Raw genomic sequence first — 14592 nt, 5'->3', positions numbered from 1 at the left:
GCGCCTGGCCATCGTGCCGGACGAGCCGCACCTGTTCAACCACCTCACCGTTTGGGAGCACCTGGAGTTCACCGCCCGCGTGTACGGCGTGGACGCCTGGAAGCCCCGCGCCGACGCGCTGCTGGCCGAGCTGGAGCTTCTGGACCGAAAGGCCAGCCTGGCAGACGAGCTGTCGCGCGGCATGCGGCAGAAGGTGGCGGTGGCGTGCGCGCTCCTGCACGAGCCCGGCGCGCTCTTCCTGGACGAGCCGCTCACGGGCCTTGACCCGCGCGGCATCCGCACGCTGTACACGGCGCTGCGGCGGCGGGCCGAAGGCGGGGCGGCGGTGGTGCTGTCGTCGCACCTGCTGGGGCAGATCGAGGGGCTTTGCACGCACTTCCTCATCCTCCGCGCGGGCAAGCTGCTCTTCTGCGGCCCCGCGGCGGAGCTGCGCGAGCGCTTCTCGGCGCCGGGCGAGGAGACGTCGCTGGAGGAGATCTTCTTCCAGGTGGTGGAGGGCGACGCCACCCGCGCCACCGCTCCCGCGCCGTGAGCGGCGGCGGCCTGGCCTTCCTGCTCCGCCGCAGCGCGGTAGGGCGGGTGCGCTTCCTGGGGCGGCGCCTGCGCACGGTGAAGGGCGCGCTGAGCACGGGTGCCATGCTGCTGTGCCTGGCGCTGGTGGGCAGCTCGGCCATCCTGCGCCTGCTGCACCCGGAGAGCTTCCCCCGCAGCGCTTTCGACCCGGCGGGCGTGCGGCTGTACGGGCCCGCGGCGATCCTGGCGCTCACGCTGGTCAGCCTCTCCGCCGGGCGCGGGCTGTACTTCACGCCGCAGGAGGTGGACTTCCTCTTCCCCGCGCCGCTGGGCCGGCGCGCGCTGCTGCTGTACAACGTGCTGTCGCGCCTGGGGATGCAGGTGCTGTCCGCGCTCTGGTCCAGCGTGTTCATGCTGGCGTACGTGCCGCGGCCGGTGAACGCGGTGCCCGCCGTGCTGCTGATCTTCGTCTTCATGTACGTGACCGCGCAGCTCATCGCCGTCGCCTCGGTCGCGGCGGAGGCGTGGCTGCCGCGGGTGGCGCGGCGCGGGCTGCTGGCCGCGCTCGCCGTGGCGGCCGTGCTCGGCGGGGTCGCGGTCGCGCGGGGCCTGCCGCCGGGCGCAGGCGCGGGAGAGATCGCGCGCGCCATCGCCCGCTCGCCCGCGCTGTGGGCGGCGAGCCTGCCCGCGCGCCCGTTCGCCGAGACCTTCGCGGCGGCGGACGATGCGCACCTGGCGCTCTGGTCCGCCGCGTCGCTCGCCGTCATCGCGGCCGAGATCGGGCTGATGATGATGCTGGACGTCGCGTGGACGGAGCGCTCCCTGGCGGTGGGCCGGCGCATCGAGGCGCGCCGCCGCCGGGTGGGCGGGGGCGGGAGCGGCGAGTGGGAGGGAACGGCGCCGCGCACGAAGACGCGGCGCGTGGCGGTGCCCGAGCTTCGCTTCCTGGGCGCGGGCGGCGCGCTGGCGCGGCGGCAGCTGCTGGAGCTGTGGCGCAGCCCGCGGAGCCTGGTCGGCGTCTGCGTGGTGGCCGCCATCTTCGTGGGCATCACCGTCGGCATCCCCCTGGCGATGGGCGACCGCGGGTCGGTTCCGCCGGAGATGGCGCGCATCTCCCTGGGCTTCTGCCTCTTCTTCCCGCTGCTCGCCACGGCCAACCTGCCGTTCGACTTCCGGCGCGACGTGGACCGTATGGCCTTCCTGCGCTCGCTGCCGCTGGCGCCGCTCGGCGTGGCCGTGGGCGAGATCCTGCCGGTCGTGCTCGCCTTCGTGGTGCTGCAGGTGCTCATCGCCTCGCTGATCACCTTCGGCACGGGCTCGGTGCCCATGCGCACGTACCTGGGGGTGCTGGCGGTGCTGGTGCCCGTGTCGTGGACGTCGGTGGCGGTGGACAACCTCATCTTCCTGCTGCTACCCTACCGCATTCCCGTGCGCGGCCAGCAGGACGTGCAGTTCATGGGCAAGGCCATGCTGGTGATGATGCTCAAGGTGCTCACCCTCACCATCTTCGCCCTGGCCGCGGGCGCCGCCGCGTTCGCCGCGATGTGGCTCACGGACGAATCGTGGACGGTGGGCGTCGCCACCGCGGCCGTGGTGGTCACGCTGCTGTGCGTGCCGCTCACCTGGCTCGTCGCCCGCGCCTTCACCGCCTTCGACGTCGCCCGCGACGTGCCGGGATGAGCCTGGCTCTCGGCGGCCCGGTCGTGATCGTCCATGAGTTCCGCGCTTCTCTGAATGGCGCGACACGCACCCCGTCGCTCGTCGCCAAGGCGAGCCGCGCGAGTGTCGAGCCGCTCATCGCTCTCCATGAATTCGGCGCGCTCTTCGGCGGCTCGCTCCGGTGGCGCGCTCCCGAGATCGCGACGGACGAGATGCCAGGGGAGGCGTGGGGAGTTTGGGGAAACCGGACCATCGCCCGGTTCCGGGCGGTGCTTCGGGAACGAGGCGCGACGATCTGCCGGGTCACCGGAGAAGGCCCGGCGCAAGCCGTATGGACGATGTCTCGCGAGCGGCGGTACGACTCGTCCCGGGAGTAGATGGGCAGAGCGCGGGATTCCGATTGTCGAAGGCATCGGGCGAATGCCGCGCGCCGCGCATCCGGCGGATGCTGCCGGGCGGGAGAGCAGCTACGGGAGGAAGATGCGGAGCTTCTTGGACGGGGACGGGCGGGAGTGGGACGTGATGGTGGGGCGCGAGTCGTGGGGAAACCTCGTCCTGCTCTTCTCGCCGCGCCACGCGGGGGAGAACCGCGTCGCCCCCGTCGCCGTGGAGACGAGGCGGCAGGCGGAAGACGAGCTGGCCGCGCTGGACGATAGAGGGCTGCGCGAACGCCTCGCCGCATCCGCGCCGTGGCAGGGCGGGTGACGGCGGACGGGCGGGCCGGAGCCTTACCCTGCGTCGCCCTTCTCGCGGACGAGGTAGAAGGCGAGCAGCAGGAGCAGCACGCCGGCCAGGTAGCGCGATGGGTCGCCGGTGCGGAAGAGGTACAGCGCCCCGGCGATGGCGGGCAGCTCGCCCAGGGTCCACGCCACCACCGGGTACGCTCCACGCTCGCCGTCGTGCCGCGACGCCCGCCAGCGGCCGCCACGCAAGCACCCATCACCGCCATCCTCATCGTCTTCGAGATGACGAACGACTACGCCATCGTGGTCCCGCTGATGCTCGCGGTGGTCATCGCGCAGGGCGTGGCGAAGCGGCTGGAGCCGGACTCGCTGTACAGCGGCTGGCTGCGCCGGCGCGGCGAGCACCTGGAGCACGGCGTGGACCGCGATGTCCTGGCCGGCCTGCATGTCCGCGACGTGCTCGACCCCGGCGCCCCGTCGGTGCCGGAGACGGCGTCGGTCGACCACCTGCTGGACCATCTGGGCAACGCCGCGACCGAGTTGGCCGTGGTGGACGGCGACGGCTGCCTGGTGGGCGTGGTCGGCCTGGCGGAGCTGGCGCGCCTGGCCCGCGCGCCACGTGACCTGACCGCCCTGCTCGTCGCCGCCGACGTCGCCCTCCCGGCCGAGACCGTCGCGCCCGGCGACACGCTGCTGGAAGCCGTGCGCCGCATGGGCGTCCGCGGCACCGGCTCGCTCCCCGTGGTCGAAGCCGACACCGGCCGCCTCCTCGGCACCGTCACCCGCGCCCACGTCCTCGCCGCCTATCAGCGGGAGGTCGCGGGCTCGTCGCACTGAAATCCTCCCGCGCAACGCAACCGGGCGGAGCGGGAAACAACGCCCTCTCGCTGTCCGGCGGCGGGACACGGGAGATGAACGGCGGGCGAGCTTGCTTGCTCCGCCGCCCTCGTGCTTTACGCAGGTGCAGGCGTTCCACGGCGGTTGATCCGGACTATGAGCAAAGATCAGATTTCGGCTTTTGCTCGGCTTTGTGTTTCTCGTGGTGGAAGGCGCGGGATGGAGATCGGCGACAAGCTGCCCCTCCGCGCGCCTGAAGACGAAGGCCATGCGCGCCGAAATGCCCTCCGCGAAGCCACCCTCATCCCCGATCTCGGTCGCCGACGCCCCCGCCCGCGTCCGCCGCATGATCGACGAGCAGAACCGCCCGCGCCCGCCCAAGCAGCCCCGTCCGCATGCGAAAGGACTAGTCTTCGGCGGATTGATGTGCCGGCATGATGAGAACCGGTTCCCTTGTCCGGCGGTCCAGCTGGACGTAATTTTGTATCCACCTGAATCACCCAAGGAGGCGAGATGACTGTCACTGCACAGAACGTAGCCCGAATTCTGGGTGGAAATCGCACCTTCGGGAAGCGCATTGTCACTGTCGCTGATTTGCGGCGCGCGGTTGAGGGGGGGCTCCCGGTAACAGCGCTCGACCAAGTTGTGTCATACGTGATCGGCACAGGACCAGGTGCGGCGGAGCTTCGCCACTCGATCGTGCCCAAAACGACTCTTCGCCGCAGACTTCGGCTCAGCGCGGAGGAGAGCGAACGCCTCGAACGGCTCGCCCGGATGACCGCACTCGCCGAGCAGGTATGGGAGAGCGCCGATCTGGCACACGAGTTCCTGACGAGTCCGCAGCCGCAACTCGGGGACGAGCGACCGATCGATCTCGCGCGGAGCGACCTCGGTACGCGCGAGGTCGAAGAGGTACTGATGAGGATCGAGTATTCGCTCCCGGTCTGACCGTGCACGCCTGGAGAATCTGCAAGACCCGGCATCCGCCGTTCGACGGCACGGGCGCGATGCTCGTGGGGGCGCGCTGGAACTCCGCCGGACGGCCTATGATCTACGCAGCCGATTCGTTCGCGGGAGCGATTCTCGAAATACTTGCACACACTCTGCGGCCGAGGACGCTTGCTGGGCCGCATCATGCCATTCGTCTGGACGTACCCGACGAATTCGTAGAGGTGTTGGATCCCGCGCAGTTACCGGGCTGGGAGGCACCGAGCTCCCCGGAGGCCCTCTCTTTTGGTGACCGCTGGCTCCGCGAAGCACGATCGGTCGCGCTCGTCGTTCCCGCAGTACCTTCCCGGCCTGTCGGGCGAAACGTGCTTTTGAACCCCGTCCATCCAGGCATCGCCCGCCTTGACATCTCCGACCCGTTCCTCGTGCCGTGGGATGAGCGGCTATTCTAGTGCGTCTCCCTCAAACTGAACGTCGCGCGCCGCCCGGTCCGCCGCTTGCCTCCTGCAACGGGCGGTGGATCGATTCTCTGGATTGGGAGGCTGTTTGGCGGATGACGGACGTTCGGCGGGGGCCGGAGACGATGGAGGCGAGGATGGCCCGCGGCCCGCGCACCACACGGCGGACGGCAAGTTCCGCAACCCGTGGCTGAGCGACGACGAGCAGCACAAAGGCTTCTCCATGCTCCTGCGCTGGCAGTGGGAGCGGATGAAGGGCGCACGCGCGCCGAATCCCCCTCCCGGCGCCCTGCCTTCGGTGCCCGGCGACGTCGCCCGTCCGCGCGCCGCGGCAGACGAGGTGCGCATCACATGGGTGGGCCACTCCACCTTCCTCATCCAGATCGGCGGGCTGAACCTCCTCACCGATCCCGTGTGGAGCAAGCGCGCGTCGCCGTTCCAGTGGCTGGGGCCCGCGCGCTTCGTCCCTGCTGCGATCGCGTGGGAAGACCTGCCGCCCATCGACGCCGTGCTGCTCTCGCACGACCACTACGACCACCTCGACGAGCCCACGGTGCGGCGGCTGCACAGCCGCTTCGGCGCGGGGCTGCGGTGGATCACGCCGCTGGGCTACCGCGAGTGGTTCTCGCGCATCGGCATCGTGCCCGCGGAGCTGGACTGGGGCGGCGAGACGGCGATCGGCGGAGAAGCCGGGTCCACGCGCATCGTCTGCCTGCCCGCGCAGCACTGGACGCGGCGCACGATGGGCGAGCTGAACAACCGGCTATGGGCCTCGTTCGCCATCCTCGCGCCGAGCGGGCGGCGCCTGTACTTCGCGGGCGACAGCGGCTACTGGCCCGGCTTCCGCGACGTCGCGCGCCTGGGCCCGTTCGACGCCGTGCTCGTGCCCGTGGGCGCGTACGAGCCGCGGTGGTTCATGCGCACCTCGCACATGAACCCCGAAGAGGCGGCGCAGGTGTACGCCGACCTAGGCGGCCGCGGCGACTTCATCCCCATGCACTGGGGCACCTTCCGCCTCACCGACGAGGACCCGCTGGAGCCGCCCGTGCGCACCCGCGCCGCCTGGGCCGCCGCCGGCCTCCCGGCCGAGCGCCTCGCCATCCTCCGCCACGGCGAGACCCGCATCGTCCCGAAGCTGAGGTAGACGCCCGTCGGGGGACGTTGGGTGGCTAGATGGAAGCGCTGTCGCATGCGGGCCGCTCCGGAGCCGGGCGGCGATACGGCCTGCCGCCCGTCTCCTGCGCGGGGTCGGGGAGCCTCCTCCTCCGGCGGGCCGATACTGCCTGGCCCGCCTCCGTCCGGGGTCTCCCCGCCCCGGCGTGAGCCTGCCGGAAACGGCGGCGCTCCCCCTACGCGCCACGCCCGGCAGTCTCCCGCCGCAATGTCTTTTCATGAGCGGGATTTCACGCCACGTTGCCCATCATCACCGATCCCGGTCATCGCCGAATGCGCGCCTTCTGCACCTTCGCGCCGCATCGGGGCGCCGGGCGGGGCGAAGGCGAGCCGAAAGTCTTGCGGCATTTGCGGTAGCGCGCCATCTATTGAGGCGCGGAATGAGCCGGAAGGCACTTTCCGCCGCGGCGCGAGACCCCGTCTCGCGCCGTCTCCGTCTCCGGCAGGCGCCGCCGCACCGCGCCTCGCGGCCTCCTTCGCCGCTCCTGCCATCACCTCCGTTCCCCACGCCCCGCGCCTCCCGGCCGCGGCACGCGCGCGGGGCCGCACAACCCGACTCCGCACATGCCCATGCAGACCGCCCCCACCGACCACGAGCTCCTGGAGATCGAGACGCTGGCGTGCGACGCCACCGCCAATCCGTGGGAGCGCGAAGCCGGTGACGCGGACGAGGCGTACCACGCGTACGCCGCCGTCATGACCCCCGAGGCCGCGCTGCGCATGGTGCGCGAGATCCGCCGCCTCCGCCGTGCCGAGGCGCAGCTGGGCATGCTGCGCGGCGTGCTGCAGCACCTCAACACCTTCTTGGAGCGCCGCGGGCTGGTGGCCCAGGCCCAGCGCTTCGTGCAGGTGCGCGACCAGCTCTCGCGCATCCACCCGGACGCCTTCGACGCGGCCGGCGCGCACGCCGAGAGCGTGCACGTGTCCGTCGCCTGACCCCCGCCCGCGCCGCCCGTTCCAGGCGGCGCTTCCAGGCCCGCCGACCCGCCGACCCACGCCTGCCACCACGCGACCCGTGAGCCCACGCGCCGTCCGCCTGAACGACACCTTCTACCTTCCCCGCCTGGACGAGCACGGGCGCGAGGTTCGCGACGTGATGCCCTGGGAAGGCGCCGTCTCCTACGCCACCGACGGCAAGCGCATCGGCATCCAGTATCCCGACCGCGTGGAGTGGCTGGGCGACGCCCTCGCCGTCACCGGCTCTGCAGAGCCCGCGACGCACCCGCCGTCTTCCCCCGCGGGCACCGGCGCATTCGTCGAGGATTTCGAGGGCATCGACCTGGACGCGCTTCTGGGTGGCATCCGCACCTACATGGAGCGGCACCCCATCCTCAAGACCGTCTGGCGCGACGACCTGGACGCCCTGGAGCGCCTTCGCGCCATCAGCCGCCCGTCCGATCCAGCATCCTGATCGAACCGCGTCGAAGAGGCGCACGATTCGTCCAATGCGAAAACGCTCGAGCGGCAGGCCACGCACGTGGCCTTCGTGCAGTCGCAGCCGCGGCTTCCCGCCCAGGCGTCACACGCATCCAACATCTGCACCGCACGCGGGGCGGGCTCCAGACGAGGGCCCGCCCCGCTTCGCATCTCCCGCGCGCCCTTGCGCACGGCCCCTGACCCTCGCACCCTCAACCCATGCACGTATGACCGTCTGCCCGCTCGACCTGCGCCGGCGGATAACACCACAGAGGAGGACGCATGGCAGCCGAGTGCACACATCTGGACAGCATCCGCGACGTCACGCCCAGCGCGGAGGGCTGCGAAGAACGCCTCAGGACCGGCGGGCAATGGGTGCACCTGCGCCTGTGCATGACCTGCGGTCACGTGGGCTGCTGCGACTCGTCGCCCAATCGCCACGCGAGCAAGCACGCCGCGGCCGAGAAGCACCCCATCGTCCAGTCCTTCCAACCGGGAGAGGACTGGATGTGGTGCTACGTGGACGAGGTCTACATCGAGTGAACGTCCGCGGGAGGGGGCTTTCCGGAGCTTCGGTCCGGTCCGTGCATGGCCGCGTAGCAGGGGGCGCAGAAACAAGCCCTTCTGTTACGCGGCCGAGTAATTCCGGCACGGCGCACCGCACCCGGAGAACGGGGATGAACGACACTTTCCGAAGGCTCTCGCACGGCGTCTCGGGCGCCATGGGCTCGCCGTGGGCGTTCGTGGGTGCGGTCACCGTGATCGGCGTGTGGGCGGTCACGGGGCCGGTGTTCCACTACTCCGACACGTGGCAGCTCATCATCAACACCGGCACGACCATCGTCACCTTCCTGATGGTCTTCCTCATCCAGAACACGCAGAACCGCGATTCCACCGCGCTGCACCTGAAGCTCGACGAGCTGCTGCGCGCGGTGGCCGAGGCGCGCACCAGCATGGTGGACCTCGAGGACCTGAACGACGAGCAGCTCGCCGCGCTCCAGGGCGAGTTCCAGCGCCTGCGCGAGCACAAGGAGCGCGAGGAGACCCGGTTCTCCGCACCCGGTGCCGACCGGCGGGTCCACGCCGCCGCGCCCGACACCGACGCCCCGGCCCGCCGCTTGGAGGACCGCCTCGCCGCCTCACCCGTCCCGGACGCGCAGGCGGACACGGGGCGCGAGGCGGACGGGATGATCCAAGGCAGGAGGTCGGGCTCCGGGCGGTGATGCGGGAGTGGGTCGGATGGAGAGTGTGTAGACGGCGGCGCGAGGACGATGCGCCGCCGTCGTCCGTTCGGCAGACGCCATCAATGCTCATTCCTTTCGACGACGACGAAACCCTGCCGCACGGCGTCCTTTCCGCTGGCTCCCGGGTGAGTTGCGCCCACCTGGAGGTAGGCGGCACCATCAGCTTCGTCTTCAAGGAGCCCACCCCTGAGGGAGGCGCGCCACGACGAGCTTCTCACGTTGGGGCGCAGGCTGGAGGCTGCGCTGGAAGGCGCTAGATCGCCTCCTTCTCGGGTGCTGCGCGACGGGGTGTGATCCGCAGGCCTGGCGTTGACGGCAATTAACGGCAACATTAACGGCAACGAAGTTATCGGCAGTTATCGGCAGTTAACGGCAACCATGAATCGGTTCTCACCCATCCTCTCGGGACCGCAGCTCACCGAGGCCATGCGACTCCTTGGCGAGATCGACGTCTTCAAGGGGCATTGGCGCAAGCTGCAGGAGATCCGTGCCGAAAAGCTGGCGCACCTCCGGCAGGTCACGACCATCGAGTCGGCGGGGAGCTCCACTCGAATCGAGGGAGCGGAGCTGAGCGACGCGGAGGTCGCGCGGGTGCTTCAGGGCGTGAGCGTGGAGTCGTTCCGCGCGCGCGACGAGTCCGAGGTCCGCGGCTACGGCGACCTGCTGCAGGCGATCTTCGACAGCTACGGCAACATCCCGTTCGATGAGAACCACATCAAGCAGCTACACAAGATCCTGCTGGGGCACTCGGAGAAGGACCAGCGCCATCGGGGCGAGTACAAGAAGCAGGACAACCACGTCGAGGCCCGGCACCCTGATGGGCGAGTGGAGGTGATCTTCCTCACCGCCTCTCCTTTCGATACCCCCCGCTTGATGGCGGAGCAGGTGGCACTCACGAGGCAGGCGCTCATTTCCGGAGACATCCACCCGCTGGTCGCCATTGCGCGGTTCATCGTGGAGTTCCTGGCCATCCACCCGTTCAAGGACGGAAACGGGCGGCTGTCCCGAGGTCTCACCACGCTGTTGCTCCTGCAGAGCGGCTACGACTACGTGCCGTACTCGTCGCTGGAGCGCGTGGTGGAGGAGAACAAGGCGGCGTACTACGCGGCCCTGCGCGAATCGCAGACCGCCATGCGGACCGAGCCGGCCGCCTTCGGAGAGTGGCTGCTGTTCCTGCTGCGCGCGCTGCACGCGCAGAAGCAGAACCTGGCGGCGAAGCTGGAGGTGGAGAGGTCCATGATGCAGCTCTCCGAGGCGCAGCACCGCATCGTGGAGATCGTGGATCGCCTTGGCCGCGCGACGACGACGGTGCTGGCCCAGGAACTCGTGATGCCGCTCCGGACCGTGCGGTACCACCTCGATGCCTTGGTAGGCCAGGGGCTGCTGGAGCCGCAGGGCCAGAGACGGGGGAGATTCTACAGGCGATCGGCCGAGGCGCGGAGCGTTATTGAGCGCCCGGCCTCCCCGATAGCGGCCATTCTCGCGGAGATCCTGGAGCGCGGGGGCCGCATCGGCCGCGGCGAGCTCATCCGGCTGGTGAGCCGCTACGGCTACGACCCGCGCACGATCGGCACCATGCACGGCCGCCGCCTCGCGCACCTACGCCGCGATCCGCAATCGGGGGAGAGTGTGCTGACCAGCCGCGGGCAGGAGATAGCCGAGCAGCACATCTTCATCACCCGCCTGGGTGGCGGCGGGCGAACCGCGTAAGCCCCGTAACCTCCAGACACGCGACACCCTCCCCAGGTCCTGAACAGAGTAGACGTCGTTCGGCAGACGTCAGGACGTCCTGCGCTCGCCCATCTCCTCGATGGCGGTGGCGAGGCTCTCCTTGATCTCCCCCACCTGCGGGTGCACTTCCTTGATGAGGTCGTGCTCGGCGCGGGACAGCACCTCGATGCGGCGCCCCTGTTCCCGGAGCTCGCGAAGGAGCCGGTCCTGGCGGTCGGAGATGCGGTGCATCCAGTAGAAGCACGGCACCCAGCATACCGTTCCCACCGCCGAGATCCACATCATCAGCTCGACAAGGCTCATTCGCAGGGCTCTCCGAGAGGGTTTCCACGGGGGATGCGCATCGCGTGTGCCGTTCGGCCCGGCGGCGGAGCTTCGCCTGCGGACGGCCTGCTTTTCCGGCGGATGCGGGAGATGCGTTCGGAGCCGGTTTTCCGTCCGCGATGGGTGCAGCAAAGGTCCGCGCCTTGTCGGGTCATGCCCGATGGTATAGCTTGAAGGTGCGGAACAGGATCGATCGGCGTCACATCCGGCGCGATCCCGAACGGCGGCCCGGTGGCGGTCCGCCCCGCTCGAGACGACGGAGTGCCCGACGTTGCATGGCCCACTCGCGGACGAGTGAGCCATGTTTTTCTTTCCGCGAATACTCAAGGTGCCGCGCGCAGCCACCCCGCGCGCCGCACGGCAACAGGACAAGGCATACAGATGGCTTTCACCCAATTCGGCCTCCACCCCTCCATCGTCAAGGGCGTCAAGGAGCTCGGCTTCACGCGCCCCACGCCCATCCAGGAGAAGGCGATCCCCGCGGGCGTAGAAGGCCGCGACGTGCTGGCCTGCGCCATGACGGGCAGCGGCAAGACGGCGGCGTTCCTCCTCCCCATCATCCACCGGCTGATGGAGAAGCCCCGCGGCGTGACCCGCGCGCTGATCCTGACCCCCACGCGCGAGCTGGCGGCGCAGATCCACGAGCACCTGGAGCAGCTGGCGGTGCACACGCCGGTGACCGGCGCGGCGGTGTTCGGCGGTGTGGGCATGGGCCCGCAGGAGCACGCCTTCCGCAGCGGCGTGGACATCCTGATCGCCACGCCGGGGCGCCTGCTGGACCACTTCACCAAGCCGTACGCCAAGCTGGCCGGCCTGGAGGTCCTGGTGCTCGACGAGGCCGACCGCATGCTGGACATGGGCTTCCTGCCCGACATCCGCCGCGTGCTGCGGCACCTGCCGGCCAAGCGCCAGACGCTGTTCTTCAGCGCCACCATGCCCGCGCCCATCCTGAAGCTCACGCAGGAGATGCTGCACGAGCCCGAGACCATCAACATGGAGCGCAAGCAGGCTCCGGCGGTGGGGATCACGCAGGCCATCTACCCGGTGTCGCAGGAGCTCAAGTCGTACCTGTTCCTGGAGCTGATGAAGCGCGACGAGATCGGCAACGTGATCGTCTTCACGCGCACCAAGCACCGGGCCAACCGCCTGGCGGACTTCCTGGACAAGCACGGCATCCCCAACGCCAAGATCCACGGCAACCGCAGCCAGGCGCAGCGCACCGACGCCCTGGCCGGCTTCAAGGACGGCCGCTTCCGCGCGCTGGTGGCCACCGACATCGTGGCCCGCGGCATCGACGTGGAGGCGCTGGACCACGTGGTCAACTTCGACGTGCCGCACGTGCCGGAAGACTACATCCACCGCGTGGGCCGCACCGCGCGCGCCGAGGCCACGGGCGACGCCTTCACCTTCGTCTCGCCCGAGGAGGAGCCGGACCTTCGCGCGATCGAGCGGGCGGTGGGCAAGCCGCTGCCGCGCGTGACGCTGGAGGGCTTCGACTACAAGGCCAAGCCGCAGGACCGCTTCGAGGTCCCCCTCGCCGAGCGCATCGCCGAGATCCGCGCGCGCAAGTCCGAGGAGCGCGCCCGCGCCAAGGCCAAGGCCGAGCGCAAGGCTGCGAACGAGGCGGCCGGCGGCGGCGCACGCTCCGGCGGCGGTCGTCCGGCCCCGTCCGGCGGCTCGCGTCCCCGCTCGGAAGGCGGCTCGTCCTCCGGTGGCGCACGCAGCGGCGGCCCCTCGCGTCCGGGCGGCTCGCGCGGCCCGGGCGGCGGCAGCGGCGGCGGGCGTCCGGGCGGCTCCGGCGGCCAGGGTGGCGGCCGTGGCGGCTCGTCCGGCGGCGGGCGTGGCGGCAGCGGCCGGTAACGCTCGGCCGAGCCGGATCAGTGGAGTCGCGGAGGGCCGCGTCGCAGCAGGTTGCGATGCGGCCCTCCGCGCGTTCGCGGCGGTTGCCACTCCTCGCTGCCAGCTGTAGATTGTACAAGTGAGTGGTACACTTCAAGCGTGCGGTATCGTTCCGGCGCCGTCATGCTCGAGGTGCGGCGGGGCGCTCACCCTTGCGTGCGGGTGGGCGGGGCATGAACCTGAGAGGCTGGCATGTGGAAGCGGGTCACCGTGTCCGAGGCGAGGGCCAAGTTCTTCGACCTCGTCGATTACGTCACCGATCACCCCGACTCGGCCGTCGTCATCGAGCACCGGAGCCGGAAGGACCGGGCGGTGCTGGTGGACGAGGGCCGGCTCAAGTACCTGGAGAGCATCGAAGTGGAGTACAAGCGGAAGTCCAAGCCGTTCAAGCTGCTGGGCAGCCTGGAGCTGGCCGTTCCCGAGGACGAGTTCGACGCCTGGTTCGAGGAGAACCGGCGGAAGCAGGCCGAGCTCGCTCGTGCGAAGCTGGCGGACCTGTAGCGCATGCCCACCATGGCCGTGGCGGACACGCACGCGCTGCTCTGGTACGCGCAGGGGCGGCAGCAGAAGCTGGGCAGCGCGGCGCGGAAGATGTTCGCCGATGCGGACGAGGGGAGGGCCGTCATCTTCGTCCCCACGCTCTCCCTGGCAGAGGTGAGCGAGGCGATGCGGGCGGGGAAGATGCGCCTGGGATCGGGTTTCGCGGCGTGGGTGCGCGGTCTTCTCGCCACGCAGAACTTCATCGTGGCGGACCTGACCTGGGACGTGATCCGCAAGGCCGAGGAGCTGTACGCGATTCCCGAGCGCGGTGACCGGCTGATCGCGGCGACCGCGGCGCACATGGAGCTGCCGCTCATCTCCCGCGATCCCGAGATCGAGGCGGCGGCGGGGGTGCGGGTGATCTGGTGACGAACGAGGTGGGAGGCAGCGAAACACGCGGCGGCGCAACGACGTACGGGTCACCTGTCCCGGCGGCCGGAGTCAGGGCCGCCACGCTCACGCCACACCCGCGGAAGTAGATGTACGGACTGGAGGCGCTGCTGACGGGGCGCACGCTGGGCGGGCGCTACCGCGTGGAGAAGGTGATCGGCCGGGGCGGTATGGGCGCGGTGTACCGCGCCGCCGACGAACGGCTGGGCCGCGCCGTGGCCGTGAAGGTGATCGCCGCGCCCACCGCCAACGCGGCCGAGGAGGCCAAGCTGCGCGCCCGCTTCCACCGCGAGGCGCGCGCGGCCGCGGCGCTGCATCATCCGAACGTCGTGGCCGTGTTCGACTACGGCACCGACCCCGACGTGTCGCTGGACTACATCGTCATGGAGCTGCTGCAGGGCGAGGACCTGGCGGCGCGCCTGGCCCGCACCGGCCCGCCCGCGCGAAAGACCGGCCTCTGCATCTTACGCGAGGCGGCGCGGGGGCTGGCCGCCGGGCACCGCGCGGGCATGGTGCACCGCGACATCAAGCCGGGCAACATCTTCCTGGAGCAGGGCGATGAGCCCGACGAACCCATGGTGCGCGTGCTGGACTTCGGCATCGCGCAGGTGGCGCACGAAGAGGGCACGCAGATGCAGCTCACCGAGTTCGGCCGCTCGCCGTACTCGCCCGCGTACGCGTCGCCCGAGCAGCTGGCGGGCGAGGACCGGCTGACGCCCGCGTCGGACGTGTTCAGCTTGGGCGCGGTGGGCTACAACCTGATCACCGGCGTGCGCT

The 14592-nt window shown here is 70.5% G+C and carries 18 protein-coding genes; 16 read left to right on the top strand and 2 right to left on the bottom strand.

Annotated elements, in window-relative coordinates; genetic code table 11:
- From VFE05_02430 to VFE05_02415, 4 genes are all read left to right on the top strand, one after another.
- The coding region (locus tag VFE05_02430; GenBank protein HET6228904.1) for an ABC transporter ATP-binding protein at positions 1 to 532 on the top strand (532 nt) is incomplete at its 5' end.
- Complete coding sequence (locus tag VFE05_02425) at positions 529 to 2193, top strand: putative ABC exporter domain-containing protein (protein HET6228903.1); 1665 nt, start codon at positions 529 to 531, stop codon at positions 2191 to 2193. The genes VFE05_02430 and VFE05_02425, both read left to right, overlap by 4 nt.
- Positions 2190 to 2549 carry a hypothetical protein gene (locus VFE05_02420; protein ID HET6228902.1) on the top strand — a complete coding sequence of 120 codons (360 nt, stop codon included), beginning with the start codon at positions 2190 to 2192 and terminating at the stop codon, positions 2547 to 2549. The genes VFE05_02425 and VFE05_02420 overlap by 4 nt, the downstream gene beginning before the upstream one ends.
- 103 nt (positions 2550 to 2652) lie before the next feature.
- A complete protein-coding gene (locus tag VFE05_02415; protein ID HET6228901.1) occupies positions 2653 to 2877 on the top strand; it encodes a hypothetical protein in 225 nt (74 codons plus the stop codon).
- 23 nt (positions 2878 to 2900) lie between these two features.
- Here the strand turns inward: VFE05_02415 and VFE05_02410 are convergent, their stop codons facing one another.
- On the bottom strand, positions 2901 to 3047 hold the full coding sequence (locus VFE05_02410) for a hypothetical protein (GenBank protein ID HET6228900.1): 147 nt from the start codon (positions 3045 to 3047) through the stop codon (positions 2901 to 2903).
- 24 nt (positions 3048 to 3071) lie between these two features.
- On the opposite strand from VFE05_02410, the gene VFE05_02405 reads away from it, so the two are divergent.
- The 8 genes from VFE05_02405 (at position 3072) to VFE05_02370 (ending at position 10641) form a co-directional block, all read left to right on the top strand.
- The gene (locus VFE05_02405) at positions 3072 to 3692 is read left to right on the top strand and encodes a CBS domain-containing protein (protein ID HET6228899.1); all 621 of its coding nucleotides are present in this window, start codon (positions 3072 to 3074) and stop codon (positions 3690 to 3692) included.
- 513 nt (positions 3693 to 4205) lie between these two features.
- Complete coding sequence (locus VFE05_02400; GenBank protein HET6228898.1) at positions 4206 to 4640, top strand: antitoxin Xre/MbcA/ParS toxin-binding domain-containing protein; 435 nt, start codon at positions 4206 to 4208, stop codon at positions 4638 to 4640.
- Between the two features lie 546 nt (positions 4641 to 5186).
- Positions 5187 to 6242, top strand: coding sequence for an MBL fold metallo-hydrolase (locus VFE05_02395; protein ID HET6228897.1), 1056 nt, complete (start codon positions 5187 to 5189; stop codon positions 6240 to 6242).
- A 593-nt stretch (positions 6243 to 6835) separates the two neighbouring features.
- The gene (locus tag VFE05_02390; protein HET6228896.1) at positions 6836 to 7207 is read left to right on the top strand and encodes a hypothetical protein; all 372 of its coding nucleotides are present in this window, start codon (positions 6836 to 6838) and stop codon (positions 7205 to 7207) included.
- Between the two features lie 79 nt (positions 7208 to 7286).
- On the top strand, positions 7287 to 7682 hold the full coding sequence (locus VFE05_02385; protein ID HET6228895.1) for a hypothetical protein: 396 nt from the start codon (positions 7287 to 7289) through the stop codon (positions 7680 to 7682).
- 287 nt (positions 7683 to 7969) lie between these two features.
- Complete coding sequence (locus VFE05_02380; protein ID HET6228894.1) at positions 7970 to 8230, top strand: UBP-type zinc finger domain-containing protein; 261 nt, start codon at positions 7970 to 7972, stop codon at positions 8228 to 8230.
- 134 nt (positions 8231 to 8364) lie between these two features.
- Positions 8365 to 8910, top strand: a complete 546-nt coding sequence (locus VFE05_02375) for a low affinity iron permease family protein (protein ID HET6228893.1) — start codon at positions 8365 to 8367, stop codon at positions 8908 to 8910.
- A gap of 330 nt (positions 8911 to 9240) precedes the next feature.
- A complete protein-coding gene (locus VFE05_02370; GenBank protein HET6228892.1) occupies positions 9241 to 10641 on the top strand; it encodes a Fic family protein in 1401 nt (466 codons plus the stop codon).
- A gap of 69 nt (positions 10642 to 10710) precedes the next feature.
- Here VFE05_02370 and VFE05_02365 read toward each other — a convergent pair whose 3' ends face one another.
- Positions 10711 to 10965 (bottom strand): hypothetical protein, encoded by a 255-nt coding sequence (locus tag VFE05_02365; GenBank protein HET6228891.1) that lies wholly within the window; start codon positions 10963 to 10965, stop codon positions 10711 to 10713.
- A gap of 402 nt (positions 10966 to 11367) precedes the next feature.
- Between VFE05_02365 and VFE05_02360 the strand changes: the two genes are divergently transcribed.
- From VFE05_02360 to VFE05_02345, 4 genes are all read left to right on the top strand, one after another.
- The gene (locus tag VFE05_02360) at positions 11368 to 12846 is read left to right on the top strand and encodes a DEAD/DEAH box helicase (protein ID HET6228890.1); all 1479 of its coding nucleotides are present in this window, start codon (positions 11368 to 11370) and stop codon (positions 12844 to 12846) included.
- A 231-nt stretch (positions 12847 to 13077) separates the two neighbouring features.
- Positions 13078 to 13386 (top strand): hypothetical protein, encoded by a 309-nt coding sequence (locus VFE05_02355; protein ID HET6228889.1) that lies wholly within the window; start codon positions 13078 to 13080, stop codon positions 13384 to 13386.
- A gap of 3 nt (positions 13387 to 13389) precedes the next feature.
- On the top strand, positions 13390 to 13794 hold the full coding sequence (locus tag VFE05_02350) for a type II toxin-antitoxin system VapC family toxin (protein ID HET6228888.1): 405 nt from the start codon (positions 13390 to 13392) through the stop codon (positions 13792 to 13794).
- Between the two features lie 110 nt (positions 13795 to 13904).
- The coding region (locus VFE05_02345; GenBank protein ID HET6228887.1) for a serine/threonine-protein kinase at positions 13905 to 14592 on the top strand (688 nt) is incomplete at its 3' end.

This window comes from Longimicrobiaceae bacterium (genome assembly GCA_035696245.1).
In the GTDB taxonomy this organism is placed as follows: Bacteria; Gemmatimonadota; Gemmatimonadetes; order Longimicrobiales; family Longimicrobiaceae; genus DASRQW01.
This window is presented reverse-complemented; position numbering and strand designations above follow the sequence as displayed.

Bases quoted from the DNA above. Each gene is read 5' to 3' on its own strand.
- VFE05_02420 (HET6228902.1), top strand. From the start codon at position 2,190: ATGAGCCTGGCTCTCGGCGGCCCGGTCGTGATCGTCCATGAGTTCCGC.
- VFE05_02415 (HET6228901.1), top strand. From the start codon at position 2,653: ATGCGGAGCTTCTTGGACGGGGACGGGCGGGAGTGGGACGTGATGGTG.
- VFE05_02400 (HET6228898.1), top strand. From the start codon at position 4,206: ATGACTGTCACTGCACAGAACGTAGCCCGAATTCTGGGTGGAAATCGC.
- VFE05_02390 (HET6228896.1), top strand. From the start codon at position 6,836: ATGCCCATGCAGACCGCCCCCACCGACCACGAGCTCCTGGAGATCGAG.
- VFE05_02380 (HET6228894.1), top strand. From the start codon at position 7,970: ATGGCAGCCGAGTGCACACATCTGGACAGCATCCGCGACGTCACGCCC.
- VFE05_02375 (HET6228893.1), top strand. From the start codon at position 8,365: ATGAACGACACTTTCCGAAGGCTCTCGCACGGCGTCTCGGGCGCCATG.
- VFE05_02365 (HET6228891.1), bottom strand. From the start codon at position 10,965: ATGAGCCTTGTCGAGCTGATGATGTGGATCTCGGCGGTGGGAACGGTA.
- VFE05_02360 (HET6228890.1), top strand. From the start codon at position 11,368: ATGGCTTTCACCCAATTCGGCCTCCACCCCTCCATCGTCAAGGGCGTC.
- VFE05_02355 (HET6228889.1), top strand. From the start codon at position 13,078: ATGTGGAAGCGGGTCACCGTGTCCGAGGCGAGGGCCAAGTTCTTCGAC.
- VFE05_02350 (HET6228888.1), top strand. From the start codon at position 13,390: ATGCCCACCATGGCCGTGGCGGACACGCACGCGCTGCTCTGGTACGCG.